This window comes from Flavobacterium rivuli WB 3.3-2 = DSM 21788, from assembly GCF_000378485.1.
In the GTDB taxonomy this organism is placed as follows: Bacteria; Bacteroidota; Bacteroidia; order Flavobacteriales; family Flavobacteriaceae; genus Flavobacterium; species Flavobacterium rivuli.
This window is the reverse complement of the sequence record NZ_KB899967.1, coordinates 270,095-293,605: the sequence shown is the minus strand read 5'-3', so window position 1 is coordinate 293,605 and position 23,511 is coordinate 270,095. Positions and strand designations below refer to the sequence as shown.

At 37.4% G+C, this 23,511-nt stretch carries 16 protein-coding genes; 4 read left to right on the top strand and 12 right to left on the bottom strand.

Going from position 1 to position 23,511, the window contains the following annotated elements; translation table 11 throughout:
• Positions 1 to 5 precede the first annotated feature (5 nt).
• Both F565_RS21200 and F565_RS22810 read right to left on the bottom strand, forming a co-directional pair.
• Positions 6 to 1,691: a tetratricopeptide repeat-containing sensor histidine kinase gene (locus F565_RS21200; protein ID WP_020212063.1), complete on the bottom strand. Its 1,686-nt coding sequence runs from the start codon at positions 1,689 to 1,691 to the stop codon at positions 6 to 8.
• A 197-nt stretch (positions 1,692 to 1,888) separates the two neighbouring features.
• The gene (locus tag F565_RS22810; RefSeq protein ID WP_020212062.1) at positions 1,889 to 2,035 is read right to left on the bottom strand and encodes a hypothetical protein; all 147 of its coding nucleotides are present in this window, start codon (positions 2,033 to 2,035) and stop codon (positions 1,889 to 1,891) included.
• A gap of 342 nt (positions 2,036 to 2,377) precedes the next feature.
• Here F565_RS22810 and F565_RS0104780 point away from each other — a divergent pair, with 342 nt between their 5' ends.
• Positions 2,378 to 2,995 (top strand): hypothetical protein, encoded by a 618-nt coding sequence (locus tag F565_RS0104780; protein ID WP_020212061.1) that lies wholly within the window; start codon positions 2,378 to 2,380, stop codon positions 2,993 to 2,995.
• A gap of 22 nt (positions 2,996 to 3,017) precedes the next feature.
• Here F565_RS0104780 and F565_RS0104775 read toward each other — a convergent pair whose 3' ends face one another.
• The 8 genes from F565_RS0104775 to F565_RS0104740 form a co-directional block, all read right to left on the bottom strand.
• Positions 3,018 to 4,343 carry a TolC family protein gene (locus tag F565_RS0104775; protein WP_020212060.1) on the bottom strand — a complete coding sequence of 442 codons (1,326 nt, stop codon included), beginning with the start codon at positions 4,341 to 4,343 and terminating at the stop codon, positions 3,018 to 3,020.
• A gap of 78 nt (positions 4,344 to 4,421) precedes the next feature.
• Entirely contained in the window at positions 4,422 to 6,854 is a 2,433-nt protein-coding gene (locus F565_RS0104770) for an ABC transporter permease (RefSeq protein ID WP_020212059.1), read from the bottom strand.
• Between the two features lie 2 nt (positions 6,855 to 6,856).
• Positions 6,857 to 9,292: an ABC transporter permease gene (locus tag F565_RS0104765; protein ID WP_020212058.1), complete on the bottom strand. Its 2,436-nt coding sequence runs from the start codon at positions 9,290 to 9,292 to the stop codon at positions 6,857 to 6,859.
• A gap of 2 nt (positions 9,293 to 9,294) precedes the next feature.
• Positions 9,295 to 11,712 carry an ABC transporter permease gene (locus tag F565_RS0104760; RefSeq protein WP_020212057.1) on the bottom strand — a complete coding sequence of 806 codons (2,418 nt, stop codon included), beginning with the start codon at positions 11,710 to 11,712 and terminating at the stop codon, positions 9,295 to 9,297.
• 2 nt (positions 11,713 to 11,714) lie between these two features.
• Positions 11,715 to 14,123 (bottom strand): ABC transporter permease, encoded by a 2,409-nt coding sequence (locus F565_RS0104755; protein WP_020212056.1) that lies wholly within the window; start codon positions 14,121 to 14,123, stop codon positions 11,715 to 11,717.
• A gap of 125 nt (positions 14,124 to 14,248) precedes the next feature.
• Complete coding sequence (locus F565_RS0104750) at positions 14,249 to 14,950, bottom strand: ABC transporter ATP-binding protein (RefSeq protein ID WP_020212055.1); 702 nt, start codon at positions 14,948 to 14,950, stop codon at positions 14,249 to 14,251.
• A 99-nt stretch (positions 14,951 to 15,049) separates the two neighbouring features.
• The gene (locus F565_RS0104745) at positions 15,050 to 15,478 is read right to left on the bottom strand and encodes a hypothetical protein (RefSeq protein WP_020212054.1); all 429 of its coding nucleotides are present in this window, start codon (positions 15,476 to 15,478) and stop codon (positions 15,050 to 15,052) included.
• Positions 15,479 to 15,481: 3 nt separating this feature from the next.
• Positions 15,482 to 16,723 (bottom strand): efflux RND transporter periplasmic adaptor subunit, encoded by a 1,242-nt coding sequence (locus F565_RS0104740; protein ID WP_020212053.1) that lies wholly within the window; start codon positions 16,721 to 16,723, stop codon positions 15,482 to 15,484.
• Positions 16,724 to 16,865: 142 nt separating this feature from the next.
• Between F565_RS0104740 and F565_RS0104735 the strand changes: the two genes are divergently transcribed.
• From F565_RS0104735 to F565_RS0104725, 3 genes are all read left to right on the top strand, one after another.
• Positions 16,866 to 18,212 (top strand): sigma-54-dependent transcriptional regulator, encoded by a 1,347-nt coding sequence (locus F565_RS0104735; RefSeq protein WP_020212052.1) that lies wholly within the window; start codon positions 16,866 to 16,868, stop codon positions 18,210 to 18,212.
• A gap of 3 nt (positions 18,213 to 18,215) precedes the next feature.
• On the top strand, positions 18,216 to 19,547 hold the full coding sequence (locus tag F565_RS0104730; RefSeq protein ID WP_026299886.1) for a sensor histidine kinase: 1,332 nt from the start codon (positions 18,216 to 18,218) through the stop codon (positions 19,545 to 19,547).
• A gap of 155 nt (positions 19,548 to 19,702) precedes the next feature.
• Complete coding sequence (locus F565_RS0104725; protein WP_020212049.1) at positions 19,703 to 20,578, top strand: DUF808 domain-containing protein; 876 nt, start codon at positions 19,703 to 19,705, stop codon at positions 20,576 to 20,578.
• A gap of 337 nt (positions 20,579 to 20,915) precedes the next feature.
• On the opposite strand, the gene F565_RS0104720 is transcribed toward F565_RS0104725, so the two are convergent.
• Both F565_RS0104720 and F565_RS0104715 read right to left on the bottom strand, forming a co-directional pair.
• On the bottom strand, positions 20,916 to 22,772 hold the full coding sequence (locus F565_RS0104720) for a fibronectin type III domain-containing protein (RefSeq protein WP_020212048.1): 1,857 nt from the start codon (positions 22,770 to 22,772) through the stop codon (positions 20,916 to 20,918).
• A 79-nt stretch (positions 22,773 to 22,851) separates the two neighbouring features.
• On the bottom strand, positions 22,852 to 23,391 hold the full coding sequence (locus tag F565_RS0104715; RefSeq protein ID WP_020212047.1) for a hypothetical protein: 540 nt from the start codon (positions 23,389 to 23,391) through the stop codon (positions 22,852 to 22,854).
• Between the last annotated feature and the right edge of the window lie 120 nt (positions 23,392 to 23,511).

Genomic DNA, 23,511 nt, shown 5'->3' with positions numbered 1-23,511 from the left:
CTCAATTAAACCGGAAAAGTGCTTATTATTTTAAGCCCTTTCGTTGTGTTCTCAAAAGTAATACTCCCGCCAATAGATAAAATACGGTTTTCCGCATTTTGCAGTCCATTTTTGTAAATTAATTTTTCAGGGTCTAATCCTTTGCCATTATCTGTATATTGAACATAAATGTTTTTACCGGCATTAGTAAATTTTATTGCAACAATATTTGCCATGCTATGCTTTTTCATATTTACCATAAATTCCTGGAGCACACGGTACATAGTTATTTTTTTATCCTTACCCATGCCGTTCCAGTCTACGGTTTCATGGTTTATAACCATAACATTTATTGTTTCGCTGCTATAATCTCCCAGCATTTGTTTTAACGCAAGGCCAAAGCTCTCTCCGGTATCTATAGAGTTATTTTCTCTCGATATATCTCTTGTTTTACTATATACTGCATCCAGGTTTTGTACCAGTTTTTCCTGTTTTCCGGGTAGTGTAAAATCCTGATCTTCTGCAAACGATATTACGTTAAAAAGGTCATTCGCCAGTTCATCATGTATTTTTTTAGATATCCGCCTCTCGGTATTATACACCTCAATAATTTTTGCTTTTCTATGCTTAAGCTTTATCATGTAATATAATAGCACTACGGTAATAAGGCTGAATATAAAAAGCAAAAGGGCAAATTGCAGCTGTAGTCTATTCTTGTCGGCCTCAAGCACTGCTTTTTCGTGTTCGGTTTTCAGGTTTAAATTTTCTTCCTGTGTTGTGGTAAAATCATATTTTATTTTTGCAAACTGGTTCTTAGTGGTCATGCGTGCTTTGTTTACGCTATCGTTTAATATAAAATACCTGCTTGACACATCTTTAGAATATTTACCTAAACTTGCCGATATTAATAGCTGTAATGCTTTAAGTTTATCGTCGGTGTTATTAATTTTTGTGGCCTGAGAGTATCCTTTTGTAGCATAGTACTTAGAAAGCACAGGGTTAGTAGAAACATAATATTTAGATAGCTGAAGATAGCTTGATAAAAGCCCCGATGCCAAATTGTCTTTTTGTCGTATGGTAAGTGCCTCTTTCATAAGGCTGATAGCATTAGGCCTGCCGGTTTCATAATAAACATCGCCAAGGCTTTTAGTAACTTTTGCAATCAATTCCCTGTTTTGTAAAACAGTATCGGATACTTTTAGATTTTGCAGCAATGCAAGTGCTTTGTTATAATTTTTACTGTCTATGTAAACATTGGCAATATTATTTTGAACCATGCATTTAGATAATGAATCGGATGCTTTGGCTAACGATTTTTTATAGTAATATAGTGCATCATTGTACTGGTAAAGGTTTCTGTAACATATACCTAACATATTATAAATTTCTACTTGATATGCACCAGTATTTTTGTTCTTTAAGTAGGCTAAAGCTTCTGTAGCTGCTGCTTCGCCGCCAAAGTAATCTCCGGTTATTATGTGTAACTCAGACATTTTAATAAGTGAATAGGCAGACCATAAACTGTCTTTATTTATGGCAAACAATGTTTGGGCTGCATTGTAATGGTAATAGGCACTATCATATACTTTAGCCTTATAAAATGCTTCTGCTTTATTTGCATGTGTTTTGGCTATATTATTTGCGGTATCTCTTTGATAAGTAATGGGGTAAGAGGCATCTTTGTCATTATTTTTAGTGCATGAAACAGCCATAATGACCAGGCAACATAGTAATAGGGGGAGATAAAGCTTATGAATAAGTTTCATTCTCCGAAATTAAAAAAAAATACCCATTATAAAAATTATAGGGTGCATAAACCAGAGATTTTAAAATATTAAATTAGCCACGAACCGGCTTTAATCGCAGTGTTCGCAGCTAATTTCAATTTTAATTTGTGTCTTAAATCAAATTACGGTTTTTTAGGTGGTTTTATAGGAATGATAACATCATCTGATGCCAGATATTCATCTTTATCATTATTATTTTGCATGTTCTCGCAAGATACTATTGTGTTGCCCAGCAGCACAAAAGCTGCCAATAAAAGTAATTTTTTCATGGTAAATGTTATTTAAGTTTTAGATAATAGTTGCCCTTGCCAATTGTTATTAGCTATTAAAGTATGGGCGTAAAATTTTTAGAGTAAACTCCTTTTTGTGGGAAGATTAGCGGTACTAAAACACAATTATAAATAGCATACTTCCCTTATGCAGCCTTACAATTTGTGTAGTACAACTATGTTAAAATGTTAAAACAAGTTTTGTACATTTGCTTTATGCGCTGTAAAGCAAAAACTAATTCTGAGGCAAAGTAACAATGCTTTTTATTGTTCATTGTGCTGAAATTCTGATAGTTCCGGTTGATTCCGAGCAATTCCAATTAATTACGAAACAATAGTAAAATGTTAACTATCGAGGACTATAGAAAAGCTATATACAAGAGATATGAAGAAACTAAAGATGGAGATTTTGCCGAATATTTATTGCAGCCTACCCCTGCAAGATTTAAAAAACTGAGTATATTTCTTACGGATGATCTAAGTCCGGCTGATAAAAAAATTTACGGGAAATTTTTTAGGGATGAAAATTACAATATCAAAGTCCTAGAGACTTTTGATACAGATAAATTTAAACCCATTTGTAATTTTGTAAAAGGAGTTTCGAAGCTTACCAGTTTAAACAGTCTTGATTTTTTAGCTGTATTAGTGTCTTTAGAGTCAAGGCCTTTTGTTAAGTTCCGTAAAGGAGAGACAGCTATGTTAGATAATTTGATGAATTACGAACATAGCCTGAAACCTGATAATGTTACTGTTAAAAGAATGTTTGATGACCTTAAAGGTGCAGAGGAGAAAAAAAGTGGTAACCCTAATTTTGAAGAATATGAAAATCTTGTGCAAAAAAAAATGCCTGAAATGAATAACAAACAGGCATTTTTTTTAGGGATGATTACATTAGCAGTATTGCTTGTAAGTTTTGTATATTTTTGTTTTTCAAGAAAACGTTTTAACAATTTTAAATAGAATTTACGCTAATTGTAAATTTTTAAAAAAACTTGTTGTACTGCAGGTAGTTTAGCTCTAAGGCTAAATAAGCGAGCGTTACTTTAGCTTTTAATAAATTATATTCGGCGGTAAGTAATTGGTTTTTAGATCCTGTAAAAACAATAGCCTCTATAAGCCCACTACTGAATTTTGCCTGTGTAGTTTCAAAAGATTTTTGGGCATAATTTCTTGTATCTTCCAGTTTTGTGGCAAGTATGGTATTTTGTTCTTGTTTTGCAGTTTCCTGTTCTATAGTTTGGCGTAGTTTAATTTTTTCCTGCTCGGCCAAGACTGTAGTTTTTTGATATTCTATTTTAGCCAGTTGCACGTCGCGGTGGGTGCGAAGGCCATTAAAAACGGGGACATTTAGTTGCAGGCCTATGTAATGGTTCTTATTATCAGTAATTTGCGTCCAAAATGGGTTTACCTGTTGTCCGCCCATTTGTTTAAGCGGCAGGTAGTAAAATGACGAATAATTATAGTAAGCCTGAATTACAGGCAGGTAATAGTTTTTCTGGATTTTTATGTTTTTCTTAGCAATATCCTGGTTTAGCTGCGCCGATAGTATTTTTGGATAGTTCTTAAGGGCATTTTCAAATACTTCAGCTTCTGGCCTTATAACATTTTCTGGCAGGGCACTATTTTCAACCAATACACTATTGGGTAATACATCCGGGCGGTTCATTAATTGTATAAGTGTAAGCTTTTGGTTATACAGCAATTGCGCTGTAGTTGTAATGCCATTTTCTTCCTGAGCATAAATTACCTGCATATCATAAAGGTCGCTTTTTGGCCTGCTGCCTATCTCTACTTCTTTTTCAATACGCTTAAGGTTAAACACAGCATTTTCAAACTGGCTTTGCTGTATTTTAAGTAATTCCTGTGTATAAAGAATAGTATAGTAATTTTCTAATATTGTAAGGCTATATTCTGCTACTGTAGCTTCTTTATCGGCATTTGCCTTAAGCACGGCAATTTTATTGCGGCGTGCTGTGGTAAAAATATTAAAGTCTACAATATTCATACTGGCATTAAGGGCAAAATTATCACTTTGTATATTAGAGCTTACCCTGCTGTTAGTTGCAGGGTCTATGGTAGAGCCTATACTGTAACTATGGCTGCCGGTTACGTTTACTAAAGGTAAATACTCCAGCGCAGCATTTCTGTGTGTAGTCTTAGCACTTAATACATCCAGTTGCTTTATCTGAAAATCAAGGTTGTTTTTAAGCCCGGTTTCCAGGCATTGCTGCAACGTCCATACCTCCTGTGCATTCGCAGTAAGAGGTATTATAAAAAGTAATAAGCTATGTAATAAAAAACGTTTCATTGTTTGGCAGATTAATAACCCCGAAACCTTTAGGCCCCGGGGCTATTGGTGAATTATAACTAACTCTAAAATTATAAACTATTCGTACTTAAGATATTTAAGCACATGAAGCCTTGTAGCTGCATAAACGCGACTAAGTACTACTGCCAGTGTAAGAACCATAAGGGCTACAAATCCTGTTACAAATGGCACGTAAGAAATGGTTATGCGGTAGGCAAAATTTTCGAGCCACATTTGCAGCAGCAGCCACACCGGTATGCACGACAGTGCAAAACCAATTGCACAAAACAAAATGTATTGTTTAGAGAGGTCTTTTAGTAACACACCGGTATTAGCCCCCTGGGTTTTGCGTATGGCTATTTCTTTCATCCTGCGTTGTATGCTGTATGATGCAAGGGCGAACAAACCAAATAGGGCAATTATAATAACCACTATGTTAAGCAGCATAAATAAATTGCGCTGGTGTACAAAATTTTGATAGGTGCGCTTAAAGTTCTTATCTACAAAATCATAACTGAACGGGAAATCAACATCTACATCCTTTCGCCACAGTTTTTCCATTTCTGCCATTGCCTGTTCCATATTTTCGGGCTTAACTTTTATGTATATGTCGTGGCTGTTTTGCAACATCCAGTCCACGGTTTTATAATGATAGAATGCCATGGGTGGTATTTTTTCCTGCGGGCCATTAATATGAAAATCTTTTACTACGCCTATTATTTTTAGCTGCCTGTCAGAACCTCCCCATGCAACGCTTTTACCGATTGGGTCTTTTAACCGGAACATTTTTAAGGCCGTCTCATTAAGCAGGACTGAATTTATGGTATCTGAAGATATTTTATCAGACAGGCTTCTTCCCTGCAAGATTTTAATATCCATCATTTCGAGCAGGTTATAATCAACAGCCATGTTATACAATGTAACTTCGGCACCATTATAACTGTAGCTGGACTGGAAAGACGATTCGCTGCCTATTTTAAATGTACCGGCAGCTACCAGTTCTACGCCTTTAATTTTAAGTAGTTGTTCTTTTACCCTGCTGTATTTTTGTGCAATTAATTTTTTAAAGCCTTCAACTCTAAAGTCGTAAGGATTGCGGTAGTAAACGTCTATAACCTGGCCGGCATTAAAACCTAACTGTTTATTGCTCATGTAATTTACCTGGTTGTTTACAACATAAGAGCCAATAATAAAAAATGATGCTATGGCAAACTGGCTAACCAGCATTGCGTTTCTTAGCCAGATGCCTTTTTTACTGCGGGTATAATTACCCTTTAAAACAAGCACCGATTCGAATTTTGAAACATATACAGCAGGTAAAATGCCCGATAAGATTACTACAATAATAAATATAAACACTATTTGTAAATAGAATTCACTGCTGTTAATACTCAGGTTTTTGCCCAAAAACGTATTATAATAAGGTAGCGAAATCTCTACAATAACTAACGATAGCAGTATGGCAAAAAGAGTTGTAATAACGGTTTCTAACACAAACTGCTTTATAATATTACTTTTAGATGCTCCTAATATTTTGCGTACGCCCACTTCTTTAGCACGCCTTATAGCATTTGCGGTAGAAAGGTTTACGTAATTAGCAACCGACATTAATAGTATTAAAATAGAAAGCCCTGCCATGATTAAAAGAAACTGGTAATTGCCCCTCCCTTCAGGAACGTCGTTTACTTTAGAGTGCAGGCGGATATCTTTAAGCTGTTCCAGCGTAACCTTTGTCTGCCCAAAACGCTTTATATATTCGGCAGGTGTAATGCCGCCTTGTAAAGCATTTTTTTTAACTCCATAATCATAATACAATCCATCTATCTTTTTTGTAACCTGCGCCGCCTGTTCAGGGTTTTTTAGTTTTAAAAAAAGGCCAAACCTAAAGTTACCCCAGTTAGTATCTTCATCCTTAAGTTTCCAGTCTATCATATTAACAACCATGTCCGGCATGTAAGATGATGTGTTGTTTATCCTGTAAACGCCCTTTACGGTAACCATTTTCCCTGCATATTCTACTTGTTTGTTAAGAGGGTCTGTGGTGCCAAAAAGCCTTTGTGCCATAGTTTCAGATAATGCTACAGATGTAGGGTCGAGTGCTGTTTCAGCATTTCCTTTTATAAACTCAAATGGGAAAAAGCTAAAGAAATTTTTTTGTGCATCAGTAATTTTATCGACTACTTCTTTTTTTCCGTTGTATGATATAACATCGCCGTTGTACCATGAGTTCATATAGCAGTATTCCTGCACCTCTGGTAGGGCAGTAGGTATATGGAGGCCAAGCGGGGCAGCACTTGCGCCCCAAACCTTGTCCTCTCCCAAATCAGAAACTACAAAAAAAATGTTTTCCTTACCCGGATTTTTAGCATTATAGCTGTGCTCATCATTCCAGTAAAGTATTGCAAATATTAACCCGGCAATACCCAGGCTAAGGCCAAGTATATTAAGGGCAGTAAAAAATTTATTATTCTTTACCTGATATATAAATATTTTTACCCAGTTTTTAAGCATGTTTATTCGTATTTAAGATACTTAAGAATATTTACCCGGGTGGCTGCGTATGCTCTGGATAACACTACAATTAGCGTTAAAACCATAAGGAATATAAAGCCTATAATAAATGGCAGGGCAGAAACCTGTATCCTGAAAGCAAAATTGTTAAGCCACTCATCCAGTAACAGCCATGCAGGTACAGTGGCTATAATAAAACCTGTAGTGCAGTACACAATATATTGTTTAGATAATTCTCTTAACAACGTTTTAGTTTCGGCTCCCAGCGTTTTGCGTATGGCTATCTCTTTCATTCTGCGCTGTATGCTGTAAGATGTTAATGCAAACAACCCAAAAAGTGCAATAGTAATAACCACAACATTAAGCATCCAGAAAAGATCGCGCTGCTTTACATAATCCTCATAACTGCGTGCATAGCTTTTATCTACAAAAGAGTAGCTAAAAGGATAGTCGGGGTCGGTTTTTTCAGTCCACAGCTTTTCAATTTTTGGCAGTGCTGTTGCTATGTATTCAGGTTTTATGGTAATGTATATATCGTGTACGTTTTGCAGCGACCACCCTATTGTTTTGTAGTGGTAAAAAAGCATGGGCTGGATTTCCTGCCCGGGGCCGGTAAGGCTAAAATCGGACACAATACCAACAATCCTGAACGTTGGCCCTCCGCCAGATAATTGTATTTCTTTACCGATGGGGTTTTTCTCATTCATCATTTTTAGCGCGGTTTCGTTAACAAGTACCGAGGCTATGGTATCTGATGAAAATTTTTCTGAAAGGTCACGGCCCTGTTTGATTTTTATGTGCAGCATTTGCAGCAGTCCAAAGTCTATAGCCATATTGCGCACGGGTACTTCGGCACTGCCGTATTTAAACATGGTGTTAGAGCCATCTTCTGTGCCGAACTGGAATGTTCCGGGAGCCACACTTTCTACCCCTTTAATGTTTAACAGCTGTACTTTGGTGCTGTTAAATTTTTGAATAACCTTGTCCCTGAAATCTTTTTGTGTATAATCGTAGGCATTGCGGTAATGCACATCTAAAACCTGGCTGCCGTTAAAGCCAAGATTTTTTGTAGTGAGGTAATTTATTTGCTGGGTTACAATATAAGATCCTGTTATAAACAGCGATGCTATGGCAAACTGTAGTATAAGCATACCGTTGCGCAGCCATATACCGTTTTTACTGCGGGAAAAGTTACCTTTTATTACTTTTACAGCCTCAAAATTAGCCACGTAAATGGCGGGTAAAATGCCTGCTATAACCACTACAATTATGAAAATAAACAGTAGCTGCACAGAAAACTGGCTGCCGGCAATTGTAAGTTCCTTATTAACAAAGTTATTGTAGTAAGGCAAAGAAAGCTCAGTAAGTACCAGTGCCAGTATAATAGCAAATAAAGTAGTAAGTATGGTTTCAAACATAAATTGCTTTACAATATTTGCCTTTGTAGCGCCCATTATTTTACGCACGCCCACTTCTTTAGCCCTCTTTATAGCATTTGCCGTAGCAAGGTTAACATAATTAACTACAGACAATACAAGTATTAATACAGATAAGGCAAGCATGATCATTAAAAACTGAGGATTACCGCGGCCTTCGGGAAAATCTGAATGTTTAGATTCTAACCTAACTGTTTTTAATTGATCCAGCTGTGCTGTAAGCCCACCGTTTCTTTTTACATATTCGTCTATGGCAAGGCCGCTGTTTTTTGCAGCCTTTTGTATGGTGTTGTCAATATATAGCTTATCTATTTTATCTGTAACTGTTTTTGCCTTTGCAGGGTCTTTAAGTTTTAGCAACAGCCCATAGCTAAAGCTCTCCCAGTTACTAACACTCTCCTGTAATTTTGGGTCTATCTGGCAGGTTACCGCTTGCGGTTCTACAGATGATTTTCCCTCTAATTTGTAAACAGCCATTACCGTTAATACCCTGCCGCCATAAGCTACCTGTTTATTTAGGGGATTTATACTGCCAAATAAATTTTGCGCCACCGTTTGCGACAGCGCAATACTGTTAACATCCTGCAGGGCTGTTGCTGCATTACCATGTACAAATGGGAAAGGGAAAAAGCTAAAGAAATTTTTTTGGGCATCGGTTACTTTTGTAGCCAGTACTTTTTTGTCGTTAAAAGTTATCACGCCATCGTCATACCAAGTATTTAGGTAGCAAAAACTTTCAACCTCCGGCAAAGCAGTGGGTATAACAGGGCCCAATGCGGCAGAGCTGCTGCCCCAAATGCGGCCCAGGCCCAAATCGTTAACCACAACAAATACATGTTCTTTTTCAGGATTCCACGCGTTGTACGCTTGCTCGTCGTTTTTATAAAGTATAGCAAATACAAGCCCTGCAATACCCAGGCTAAGCCCAAGTATATTAAGCGCGGTAAAAAACTTGTTGTTTTTTACCTGGTGCAGGTATATTTTTATCCAGTTGTTTAGCATGCTTACTCGTATTTAAGGTATTTAAGTACATTTACCCGTGTAGCTATATATGCTCTTGAAAGCACTACAGCAAGGGTAAGAAATAGTAATAGTGTAAAACCAACTATAAACGGAGCCAGCGATACCTGTATCCTGAAAGCAAAATTATCAAGCCATTTATCGAGCAGGAACCATGCGGGCAGGGCAGCAATAAAAAAGCCTGCTACACAAAAGACTATATACTGTTTAGAAAGTTCTGTAAGCAGTACTTTAGTTGCTGCACCCAGGGTTTTACGTATTGCAATTTCTTTCATTTTGCGCTGTATGCTGTACGATGCAAGTGCAAATAACCCAAATAATGCTATAAGTATAACCACAAGATTTAGCAACGAAAAAAGGTTGCGTTGTTTTATGTAGCCGGCATAAGTGCGGGCATAATTTTTATCTACAAAACTATAGTTCAGCGGATATTCGGTATCTACTTTTGTTGTCCAGTATTTATCTATGGCTGCAATAGTGCCCTCCATATCGTGAGGGTTAACTTTAACATACACTTTATTGAGGTTGTATGCCATCCAGTCGATAGTTTTAAAGTGAAAAAAGATCATAGGAGGAATCTCTGATTGCGGCCCCGTAAGGTGAAAATCTTTTACTACTCCCACTACTTTAAGCTTTCTGCTATTCCAGTCTATAATTTTATTTAGAGGGTCTTTTTCATTCATCATTTTCATACTCACCTCATTTATTAGAACGGCATCTATAGTATCTGAAGAGTATTTTTGCATCAGTTGCCTGCCCTTTGCCATTTTTACCTGAAGCATATCGAGCATTTCAAAGTCAATGCCCATATTTTGTCCCTGAATATCAATACCTCCATTGTAATTAAAAGATGACGAAGAGTTGTCATTGTTACCTAAAGAAAATGCCCCGGCAGATACTCCCTGAACGCCATTAATTTTTTGCAGTTCCTGTTTTATAGTAAGGTAGCGGCTATAAATTAGTTTAGGATCCTCGTCCTGTGGCCTGCGGTATTCTATTTCTATAACCTGTTCGCCATGAAGCCCAAGGTCTTTGTTGCTCATATAATTAACCTGCTGGTAAACAATGTATGAGCCGGTTATAAAAAAAGATGCTATGGCAAACTGTACTATAAGCATACTATTGCGTACCCATATACCACTCTTGCTGCGTGTAAAGTTGCCTTTAAGTACTTTAAGAGTTTCAAAGTTTGACACATATATGGCAGGAAATATGCCGGCAACTATTAATACTATAATAAATATTGCAGTGAGCTGAAGGTAAAACTGGCTGCTGTGTATAACAAGTGTTTTGCTTAAAAAATCGTTATAATAGGGTAGGGCAAGCTCTACGATTACCAGTGCCAGCAGTATAGAAAATATGGTCATTATTACAGTTTCAAAAATAAACTGCTTAACGATATTAGCTTTAGATGCGCCCAATATTTTACGTACACCCACTTCTTTAGCCCTTTTAATTGCATTTGCAGTGGCAAGGTTTACATAGTTAACTATAGATAATATAAGTATTAACAAAGACAGCCCGGCCATGATAAGCAAAAACTGGTAGTTGCCGTGCCCCTCAGGATAACCATCTACTATAGAGTGAAGCCTTGCTGTAGCAAGTGGTTCTAAAAAAATTGTAGGTTTGCCGTTCTTTTTAATGAATTCGTCTAAAGTTACGCCCTCTTTATCGGCAAATTGCTTAGATCTGCGCTCTATAAGTATGTTAACAATTTGCTGTTTAACCAAATCTATCTGAGAAGGGTCTTTAAGTTTAAGCAATAAGCCATACGAATAGTTACCCCATTGGTCGGCATCACCCTTTAGCCTCGTATCTATCATATTCGTAACGGCTGCAGGTGCATAAGACGATTTTCCGGGAATGCGGTACACGCCTCTTACAACTAAATTTTTACCGTCATATTTTACCTGTTTGCCTAATGCTTCTTCACTACCAAATAATTTTTGTGCAGCCTCCTCAGACAACGCAATGCTGGTGTTGTCTTTTAATGCAGTTTGTATACTGCCACTAATAAACTGAAAGGGAAAGAAAGAGAAAAATGAAGACTGGCTATCAACCACTTTTGTTTTTCCTTTTTTACCGTTATATTCTATAATATCTTCTCCATACCAGGTGTTAAGGTAGCATATTTGCTCTATTTCAGGAATTTCCTTTATATATTGCCCTACAGGTGCAACGTTATTAGCCCATATCATGCCATCGGCAGTTATAAGGTTAGACATCTGGAAAATGTTATCTTTTTCAGGATTCCAGGCGTTGTAAGACTGCTCATCGTTCCAGTATAATATTGCAAACACAAGCCCGGCAATACCCAGGCTTAAGCCGGTTGCATTAAGTAGTGTAAAGAATTTATTATTCTTTATTTGGTATAAAAATATTTTAATCCAGTTGTTTAACATGGCTATTCGTATTTAAGATATTTAAGTACATTAACGCGTGTTGCCATGTAGGCACGGGATAGTACTACCGTAAGGGTTAAGGCCATAAGTACAACAAAACCAACTATAAAAGGAATAGCAGATATAGTGATCCTGAAGGCAAAATTATCGAGCCATTTATTTAGCAATAACCATGCGGGTACAAAGGCAATTAAAAAACCTATTATACAAAATACTATGTATTGCTTAGAGAGTTCTGTTAGTAATGCTTTAGTTTGTGCGCCTAATGTTTTGCGTATGGCAATATCTTTCATTCTGCGTTCTATAGAGTAGGAAGCGAGGGCAAATAAACCGAATAATGCAATTATGATAACTACCGCGTTTAGCAGCGAGAAAAGGTTGCGTTGCTTTACATAACTCTCATAGGTACGGGCAAAGCCTTTATCTACAAAGTCGTAGCTAAAAGGATTTTCAGTATTAACTTTAGTAGTCCACAGCTTTTCAATCTCTGCCATGGTTGCCTCGGTAGTATCGGCATCCAGTTTTATATAAAATTTATCAAGCATTTCCGGAAACCATTCTACGGTTTTGTAATGAAAGAAAGACATGGGTGGAATGGTTGTTTGCGGGCTCGAAACATGAAAATCTTTTACCACTCCCACAATTTTAAGCTGCTGGTCATTCCAGTTTATTACCTTGCCTATAGGGTCTTTTTCTTTCATCATGTTCATGGCTACTTCATTAATAAGCATGTTACTTATAGTGTCTGAAGCATATTTATCAGAAAGCATCCTTCCTTTTGCCATTTTAATCTGCATCATTTCGAGCATGCCAAAATCCATCGCCATGTTCTGTGCCTGTACACGCGTATCATTATAATTATAACCCGATGTTGAGGTGGCATAACTGCCAAAGGTAAATGCCCCGGATGATACCGCCTGTACCCCCTTGATTTTTAAAAGTTCCTGTTTTACGGCATTATAGCGGGCTAAAATTTGTTTGGGTTCGGTATCCTTTCGGATATAATTCACCTGGACTATCTGCTCGCCTTTAAACCCCAGGTCTTTGGTGCTCATGTAGTTTACCTGCTGATAGACTACATAAGATCCTGTTATAAAAAACGATGCTATAGCAAATTGCAGTATAAGCATACCGTTGCGCAGCCATATACCGCTTTTACTACGGCTAAAGTTGCCTTTAAGCACATTAAGGGTTTCAAAATTTGCAACATATACCGCAGGAAAAATTCCTGCTGCTATAACTACTATTATAAAAATTGCAATAAGCTGCAGGTAAAACTGGTTACTGCTGAGCACAAGTGTTTTTTGAAGAAAATTATTATAAAACGGCAATACCAACTCTACAATAACTAATGCTATTACCACCCCAATTAGGGTTGTTGCAACGGCTTCAAATATAAACTGGCGTACAATGTTTGCTTTTGTAGCGCCTAATATTTTGCGTACCCCAACCTCTTTTGCCCTTTTAATGGCATTTGCAGTGGTAAGGTTTACATAGTTTACAATAGACAGTACTATTATAAGTATAGAAAGTGCTGCCATTATAGCTAAGAACAGGTAATTACCATTACCTTCAGGATATCCTCCGGCTACTGAGTGTAAACGCGAGGTGGCAAGCTGCTCTAAAATTACTTTTGCGCTGCCATTTACCTTAATAAATTCTTCTATAGAGAGGCCGTCATTTTTTGCCCAGGGCTTTGTCCTGTACTCATAGTAAAGACCTTCAATGGCTTTTTCTACCTCGTGGCTGGCAGCAGGGTCTTTAAGTTTTAATAAAAGGCCATAGCCATAGTTGCCCCATTCTTCCTCATCCTGTTTAAGCCTTGGGGCAAGCATGTTAACAACCATTTCCGGTGCGAAAGACGATTTGCCCGGTATACGGTACACGCCACGCACCACAAGTATTTTATCTGCATACTTAAGTTGCCTGCCTAACGCTTTTTCGGTGCCAAAAAATTTTTGTGCCGTCTTTTCAGATATTGCTATGCTGGTGTCGTCTTTTAAAGCGTTGTTTGCATCTCCTTCTATAAATCTAAAAGGAAAAAACGAAAAGAACGTGCTTTGGGCATTGGTTATTTTAAGCTGTTCTTTTTTCCCGCTGTATTCTACCATTTCGTTTTGGTACCAGTTATTTAGATAGCAATAGCTTTCTACATTGGGTATGCCCTTAAGGTATTTTTGCAATGGTGCTATATTGCTTGCCCATATCATATCTTTACCAAGATCGTTAGATACAGAGAATACGCGTTCCTTTTCCGGGTTCCATGCATTATATTCATGCTCGTCGTTCCAGTATAGTATGGCAAAAACCAGCCCTGCAATACCCATGCTAAGCCCAAGCAAATTAAGCAGTGTAAAGAATTTATTATTCTTTATTTGGTACAAAAAAATTTTTAACCAGTTATTAAACATGATGATTTTGATTGATTGATGATTGAAGATTGAGGTCTGAAAGTCAGATGTCTGGAAGCCCTATGTCCGCGGGAAGAAAGATTACAGTCGTCCAATTTCCATTCATCCAGCTTCCTAACTAAGAACTACCCAACAAAAACATCTACTTTCCTGCTGTTTTGCTGTTCGCTAAGTATCATGCCGTCTTTCATTAATATGGTGCGTTGCGAAAAAGAAGCATCATAATCGCTGTGGGTAACCATAAGTATAGTGGCACCATTGGCGTGAAGGTCGGTTAGCAACTCCATAACCTCGTTGCCGTTTTTACTATCCAGATTACCGGTAGGCTCATCGGCAAGGATAATTTTAGGGTCGTTTACCAGTGCCCGTGCTACGGCTGCCCTTTGCTGCTGCCCACCCGATAGCTGCTGCGGAAAATGCTTTAGCCTGTGCGATATGGCAAGCCGTTCTGCAATAGCCTCCACTTTTTTGCGTCTTTCGCCGGCAGGCACATTGTTATAAATAAGTGGCAGCTCTATATTATCATAAACAGAAAGTTCATCTATAAGGTTAAAGTTCTGGAATACAAAACCTATGTTCTCTTTCCTTATTTTAGCCCTCTCACTTTCTTTAAGTCCGTTAATTTCTTTATCAAGTAGTTTGTAACTGCCGCCCGATACATTGTCCAGTAAACCGATAATGTTAAGCAGGGTCGATTTACCACAGCCCGATGCTCCCATTATAGTTACAAATTCACCTTGTTTTATTTGCAGCGAAACTTCGTTTAGTGCTTTCGTTTCCACTTCTTCTGTGCTGAATACTTTGCTTAAATTTTCGATTTTTATCATGATAATGGTTTTTTAGAGTTGCCTGCAAAGATTGATTAATTCTTTACCTGCCGGTTGATTTTCTTGCTTGTTTTTATTGATGATTAAACTCCTGTAATTTTATAGTGTTTTCCATTTGCACTCGTAAGAGCCGCTGGTTTGCTGTCCTGTAAAAGTAATATGGTATATTTCATTGGCTTTTAAATCCAGTTTTTCCATGTCTTTTTTATCCGTAGTAAGTGTTGCTTCATAAATAATTTCATGGTTTGTATTTGCAACTTCTATAAGCAGCTTGCCTTTCTTCACTATGGCAGTATAATCTAATTGTATAGTTGCATCTCTATTGCTTACAATCATTATGTAGGTTTGCCCATTGTACCATTTATAGCTTGCCCTTGTAAAGTTATCGGTATTGGTGTTTTGCCATTGCTCTTTTTCTACCGGCAGTATAAAATGTGTACCGGTAGTATACAATGCAGCCTTTTCCTGAGCTATCATCTTTGCCGCAGCCATGATAACTATAACTAACAGGTAAAATAATTTGCTCATGTATTAATCGTTAAAGTTTAAAATTTGAATCTCTTTATAATCAGCATAGCCCGATGTTACAACCTGTTCGCCCTCTTTAAGGCCGCCCAGTACTTCATAATACAAAGGGTTTTCCCTGCCCAGTTTTATATCCCTGCGTTCGGCGGTGTTGCCTTTAACCACAAATATCCATCTGCCTGCCGTTTCTTCGTTAAACCTGCCTTTAGAGAGTACAAGGGTTTTTGCTTTTTCAGATAGTATAAGCCTTACCCCAAAGCTTAATCCCTGTTGCAATGCCAGTTCTTTATCAGCTTTAAAAATAAGCTCTACTAAAAAACGCCCGCTTTTAATTTCCGGGATTACCTTGCTAACGGCTACGGCTACATTCTCACCTTTATAATCTACTTGGCCTTTTTGCCCTGCGGTTACACGCTGCAGGTAAAATTCATCTACTTCGGCAACAAGTTTATAACCCTGCATAACATCTATTTTACCTATGCTCTCGCCAGATGCATAATTTTTACCCAGCACCGGCTCAAAAGATGTTAACCTCCCTGTGAGCGGCGCAGTTACTAAAAAGTTCTTTTTGTTAGTCCGCAATATATCAAGGCTCTTATACATAATAGCCTGCGATTGCGATATCTGGCTTATTTGTATAAGGTTTGCCTGCTTTTCTTTCTTTATACTTTGCTGTATAATGTTTTTACGCTCTTTCTGAAACCTGAAGTTTTCCTGTGTTTTGCTCCATTCGTTTTTAGAGAGTATCTCTTCCTTAAACAGTTTTTCGTTAAGGTCATACAGGTTTTTAGCATCCTGGTAATCATGGTCTATGGCTACAAGGTCTTTTTGCATGTTAAGTTCCTGGTTGCGCAGGTCCAGCTTTGCCTTGTTCAGGTTATTTATTTGCTCTATTATAGATGTTTCCTGGGTTACATAGCCCAACTCTGTATTAGGATTGTAGAGCCTTGCCAGCGGTTGCCCTTTTTTTACAAAGTCGCCATTGCCCACAAAAATTTCCTGTATGGATCCGCCTTCAATTACATTAAGGAGCATAGAATTAAGGGGTTCTACCTTAGCCTGAAGGATTATAAAATCTTCAAAGTAATTTTTTTCTACCGTTTTTATAATAACTTCGCTTTTCTTTACGGCAAGGCTTCGCTTTTTTGTTACGGCAGAGTAAACAAAATAGCCTGCCAATAAAAATACAGGCACTGCCAACAGCAGGTATTTATTTTTTCTATTTTTACGGGTAACAATAGTGTCCATTAGTATTTGTTTGATAGGTATATTAACAATTTTATGCCATACTTTTAATATGGTTAAATAATTGATTTACATAGTTTTGTATTTTATTGAATTTAGGCAAAGTGTCCGATAATGAACACTTTTGTCCGAAACCGTACAGTTGATGAAAAAAACACAAGCCAGCATTTTAGTAATAGATGATAAAGAAGATATATTATTTGCTTCTAAAATGGTTTTAAAGAAACATTTTGAACATATATATACCCTTGCCGAGCCTAAAAAAGTGGTTAATTTACTGGCAGAACATACCATTGATGTGGTTTTACTGGACATGAATTACCGTGTGGGTTTTGACGATGGTAAGGAAGGTATTTACCTGCTAAAAGAAATTAAAACATTTTCTCCTAATACAGTTGTTATCCTCATGACTGCTTTTGGCAAAGTAGAAACTGCTGTAGAAGGCCTTAAGCTTGGTGCTTTTGATTATATTTTAAAGCCCTGGGATAACGATAAACTTATAGAGCTTGTAAAAACAGCGGTAGGCGAAAGCCGAAAAGAGCGAAAACAGGAAACTAAAAAAGGTGATGGCAGCCATTATTTTACAGGCGAATCATTGGCTATAAAAAAGGCGTATGCATTGGCTGGCAAGGTAGCGAAGACTGGTGCTAACGTGCTGCTGCTTGGCGAGAATGGTACCGGTAAATATGTAATGGCAAATTACATCCATCAAAATTCTGACAGGGCTGCACAGCCTTTTGTACACGTAGACCTGGGTTCGCTTAACGATAATATTTTTGAGAGCGAGCTTTTTGGCTATGCCCGCGGTGCCTTTACAGATGCCCGTACAGATACTCCCGGCCGTTTTGAACTGGCTAATAACGGTACCATTTTTCTTGACGAAATAGGTAACGTACCACTACACTTACAGGCAAAGTTATTGCAGGTGCTACAAAACAAACAGGTTACACGCCTGGGCGAAGGCAAACCACGGCCTCTAAATGTTCGCATTATTACAGCGACTAACAGTAACCTTAAAGAACAGACTGCACTTAAAAACTTTAGGGAAGATTTATATTACCGCATTAATACTATGGAAATTACCCTACCGCCACTTAGGGAGCGTGAGGAAGACATTGTGCCATTAGCACAGTTTTTATTAGATAAAATGGCTGATAAATATGGTAGCGGTGTTCTTGCTTTTGATACCGAAGCCCTTAAGAATGTTACCCGCCACGCATGGAGCGGTAATATTAGGGAGCTCGAAAACCGTATAGAGCGCGCCGTGATTTTGTGCGATAATAATATTGTTACCACTGCCGACCTCGACCTTGATAAAATTACATTTACAGAAACTAATGACGATGGGCAACTATCCGGGGTAGAACGTGCTACGATTGAAAAGGCCTTGCAAAAGTATAACCACAACATTAGCAAAGCTGCAGAAGAGTTAGGCCTCTCCCGCGCGGCGCTGTACAGGAGGATGGATAAATATGAACTGGGAAAAAACTAAACTATGAAATCTTTAAAGTTGTACCAGTTGCTGTTTGTGCGCCTGCTGCTTTTAATAATTGCGGTGGGTGTAGGCGTATATGCTTTTTCGCAAAAGCTGCCATACACTGCATTTTTGTGCCTGTTAATTTTTGTGTTTTTACTCATAGAACTATTTGCCTTTATAAGAAACATTTTTTTGTTTTACGACAAAACCATCAACGCTATACTCAATGACGATTTTTCGTCAGATTTTTCCAGGCACAGTACTCATAATAATTACAAAAGCCTTTTTAAATTATATGATACCTTAAAGAACCGCCGCCATGAGCAGGTTAGTAAAGATATGGTATACAGTGCCATACTCAATAATATAGAAACAGGAGTGGTAATTTTGCAAAAAGATGATGCCGACTGGAATGTTTTCCTGATGAACGATTACTTTTCATCTCATTTTGATGTGCCTAAAGTATCTAAATGGAAATACCTGAGAAACCAGTTACCGGCACTTTGCACTATAATAGAAGACCGCAATTTTGATGATATCCGCACATCGGTACAAATAAAGCTGGGTATAGAGGAGAGCCAGACCTTTATGCTGCAAACATCTAAAACCAAAACATACGGGCATGATTACTACATTATATTGCTTGACTCTATACAAAAGGTAATTGCAAAAAAAGAAAAAGATGCCTGGATAAACCTTATGAAGGTAATATCTCATGAGCTTATGAATTCTATAACCCCCATACGGTCGCTTACCCAAAACTTAAACGAACTTATTCAGCAGGAATCGCTTTCTAAAGACGATATGGAGGATATTAAGCAAAGCGTTACCACTATGATACACCGCAGCGACCACCTGCAAAGTTTTATTGAGAGTTACCGTAAGCTTGCTATGCTGCCTTCTCCCCAAAAAGAAAAAATAGAGCTTACCGCGCTTATTAACAATGTGCTTAATATTATGGGGCCATTATTTAAAAATAAGGATATCCGGGTTAATAACGCCATTACCTTTAACCGATGGCTCATGGCCGATGTATTGCAGATAGAACATGCACTTATTAATTTACTTACCAACAGTATTTTTGCATTAGATAATAACGATATTAAAAATATTGAAATTGCTGCTGAGGTAAAAAGCAACCGCATTTTTATTATTATTACAGATAATGGGAGAGGGATAGAAAAAGAGATCGAAGATAAGATTTTCCTTCCGTTCTTTACTACCCGTAACGATGGTGCAGGCATTGGGCTTACGCTCTCTAAAAACATTATAGAGGCACATGGCGGTTATTTAAGCTACAACAATCTTGATGGAAAAACCCAGTTTATAATTTGCCTTATAGAGCAGTAGTGTTTAAAATTCATATTTAATTTTAATCTATACTCCTCATAAACAGTTGAAATGAATTGCACTTAGTGCCAAACTTATATTAATGCTTGTTTCCTTGGCGACATTTTTATTAATTTTAGCGGTTTTACAAGCACTTTTAAATTAATTACACTCGTATGGCTTCAGGTTTTTTTGCAATTTTAGATGATATAGCAGCACTAATGGATGACGTAGCGGTAAGCGCTAAAATTGCAACACGCAAAACTGCCGGGATATTAGGAGATGACCTTGCCGTAAATGCCGAGAAAGCAACGGGCTTCCTGGCATCGAGAGAGTTACCCGTATTATGGGCAATAACAAAAGGTTCGTTGCTTAATAAAGTAATTATACTGCCCGTAGTTTTTTTGCTGAATTACTTTTTCCCTATTGCCATTACGTATATTCTCATTTTAGGGGGTTTTTATCTGGCATATGAAGGTGTAGAGAAAATTGTAGAATACTTTTTTCATAAAAAACATGCGGAAAATACTACCGGCGAAGAAGTAATTGAACAGCCTGCAGATGAGGAAAAATCAAAAATTAAGTCTGCCGTCACTACAGATTTTATCCTTTCGGTAGAAATCGTGATTATTGCACTAAGCACAGTAATGGGTAAGGATCTTACAACCCAGATCATCACGGTTTCTATAGTGGCTTTACTGGCTACTATAGGCGTTTATGGTATTGTGGCCCTTATAGTACGTATGGATGATGCCGGATACAAGCTTATAGACCGAAGTAAAAATGAAGGGTTCTTATCTAAACTTGGTAATTTATTGGTTAAACTCCTGCCTTGGGTAATTAAGTTTTTAGCAGTTGTAGGTACTATTGCCTTGCTACTGGTATCTGGCGGAATATTTGTTCACAATATAGAATATATCCATCATTTACTGCCTAACGTTCCATCTGTTATTAAAGAATTTGGTATAGGGTTAATTGCGGGATTAGTAGCACTTGGGGTAATTACAATTGTAAAAAAAGCAATTTCTTTATTTAGGCCTAAAGCTAAATAATCTTCAAGTTTTATATGTGCCTGCATAGTCGTATGCTAAGTGCCTGTAGCATCAGGTAGATTACTACTGTTTTCACTATTATTTACCATAAGGATAGTCATAACAAATACAGTGCTAATTACTTCGTAATATTTTATTATAGAAAAGTATAGTAAGGTTAATGTAAAGTTTATAAAGACAAAATTTTAAGTTCTATTTTGTTGATTTACAGCTAATGTACTAAATTTTTTTCTGCTTTTGTTAATTCACTTTAATTTAGCTATCTTAAGCTAAATCCGTTTAAATAAAAAAAGCAGTAGGTTGCCCCACTGCTTCTCAATATAATTTCGTAAAATATTTACTGCTTAATAATGGTCTGTTTTTTTATTGCACCATTGCTATATACACTAAGTGTATACACCCCTGCTGCAAATTTTTCCATATGTACAACAGCATCTTTAGCGTTTATTTTGTTGCTGTAAATTAATTGTCCTGTTATGTTGTAAAGTTCAACTTTATCAATTGTATCTGTGCCATTAATAGTTAGAATGTCTTTTACCGGATTAGGAAATGTAATCACGTTACTTTTTACAGCCGCATTGTTCTCTAATATAATCCCCGTAGTTGTATAAGGTATAGTAATCCAGTCGCTAAAAACAGTCTGGTCTACACTTGTCCTTACAAATAAATAATAGGTAGTATCAGGTGTCAGGTTATTTAGCCTCACAGTAGTATTACTTGTATTTGTACCTTCAGATGGTGGTGTATCGCTTGTACTGTTGTTATATTGATATCTGTAAGCAACGCCTTCAGTAACTAAGTTGGGTATGGCCCAGCTAATAAATACCGTGCTTGTATTAACGGGAGAAAGAGTAGGTAGTTCAGGCTTTTCGCATAATAGCTCTTCTACTAAAAAGTTATCTACATAAACTTTTTCCTCACTGGAAATGCTATACGCCTCGAAAGAAAAATATTGTATACCAGATCGTAAAGGAGTTAATGTATTAAGAGAGTATAAATGAGGGCTGTTATCTTCTACTTGCTGATGCCACCCAATATTAAATGTTGTAGAGTTAAGATTTGAAATGTTGTAATTGTCTTTCATCCATGCTCTTAAGGTTGCAGATGTATTTGCAGTGTTAAGGCCATACTTATAGCTTACCCTATAATATTTTCCCTGTTCAAGATATACGCCTCGGCTAATGAGCTGTAAGCTGCCATTTACGTTAACCGATGAAGGAATTGTAAGCGTGTTACTTGTAAAACCATAGCCGGGATTATTCTCTACATAAGGCATGTACGTTTCGTTACCTACAGGCGTAAGGCATTCATCAAATGCCGGTGCTGTTGATGACTCAAAATCTATAGTATAGGGTAAATTTACAGCCGGGCATGGCGCCGTTGTAAACGTAAGGAAAGAATTCCAGTCACTATCTACCGGGCCGCAATTAGTGCGCACAAAAAAGTAGTAAGTAGTATTAGGTTCAAGATTGGTAAGCTGAATATTATTATTTGCTGTAAAAGTACCATTTAAAGGTGTTGAATTTGTAGTACTGTAAGCATACGTATAGCCACTAACAGTTTCCATAGTTTGCGAATTCATCCAGCTTACAAGGGCACCTGTGTCAGATACATTACTTACCCTGGACTGTAATGGCCTCTCGCAACTTCCCCAACTGTTAATTTCGATATTATCTATAATTAAATCCCCTTGGTTCGCTTCACTCAGTGCATTAATGCCGATGTAATACGTTCCGGTTTCGGCAACGCTTATAGCAGGAGCCATAGTGGTGGTGCTCAAAGTTCCGCTTACATCAGTATGTTGGGTTATAATTGTCATTACGCCTTCTGCATTAGGAGCTGTGCCAAGAGTAACCTTAAAATTTTGAGACGTTTCATTGCTATGTGTCCAGTAGGTATATTTTAACTTATAATACTGTCCTGCAATTAATGTAATGGGTCTGGTAAAAAACCAGGAATCGGCATCTTCATCATTGCCAATATATTGTAACATAAAATCTGTCGGGTTATGAAATCCGTGTCCGGTAACCCAGTCTGTTCCTGATATGGTTTGTATCGATGTACATTCGGGCAAGGCAGGAAAAACCACATTGTCAAAATTTTCTGTGTATGGTAAAGTAACAGGGCTGCATTCCTGGGCTTCAATTAACTGAGTGGCTAAGGAAAGTAATAATAAAAAGGTAATTTTTTTCATTGGTGGTATTTGTTTGTGCAAATAAAGTTAAAATTATTATAAATACTTGCTTCCAATAGTTATTAAATCGTTTTAGAAATCACTCCCTTACCATCAAATCATCAATATATAATTCTCCCTGATAAGAAGCACTACGTGCGTTAATGCCTATATAGTAAATGCCGGTTGCAGGGACAGTAACGCCAGAGCATATTTCACGATTAAGATTAGCACCCTTTACGTTATTGTGTTCCTCTACTAAAATGGTAGCCGATGCTGCATTAGGCTTCATGCCTAAAGTAACCCTGAATTTTTCTGCAGTCATGGGGCTGTTGTTGCCATAAAAATATTCTATAGTGTATTGATGGCCTGCAGTAAGATAAACGGGTTTACTAAAAAACCATGCGTTGGCTCTTTCATAAGCCGGGGTATATTTAAGTACTTTGCCGTTGTAGGTACCGGTTAGGCATGGTGCTACAAGCCAACTATTTCCGGTAATGGTTTCCCTGTAGGTGTATTTTGGTATCTGGTTTACAATTTCCGATTCAAAATCTTCCACATAAGGCAGGGGCACAGGTATAACCTCCTGCGCAAGGATTATTTGTAATGGCAGCAGGAGCAGTAAAGTAATAACTTTCATTTACGGTAATTAAAACTGCTGCAAATAAACTCAGAAATATTAATACTTGTTCTTATTTTCAGGCAATAATTTAGCAAAGTTTGTAAACAAACAAGCCTCTCCGGTTAAGGAAAGGCCTGT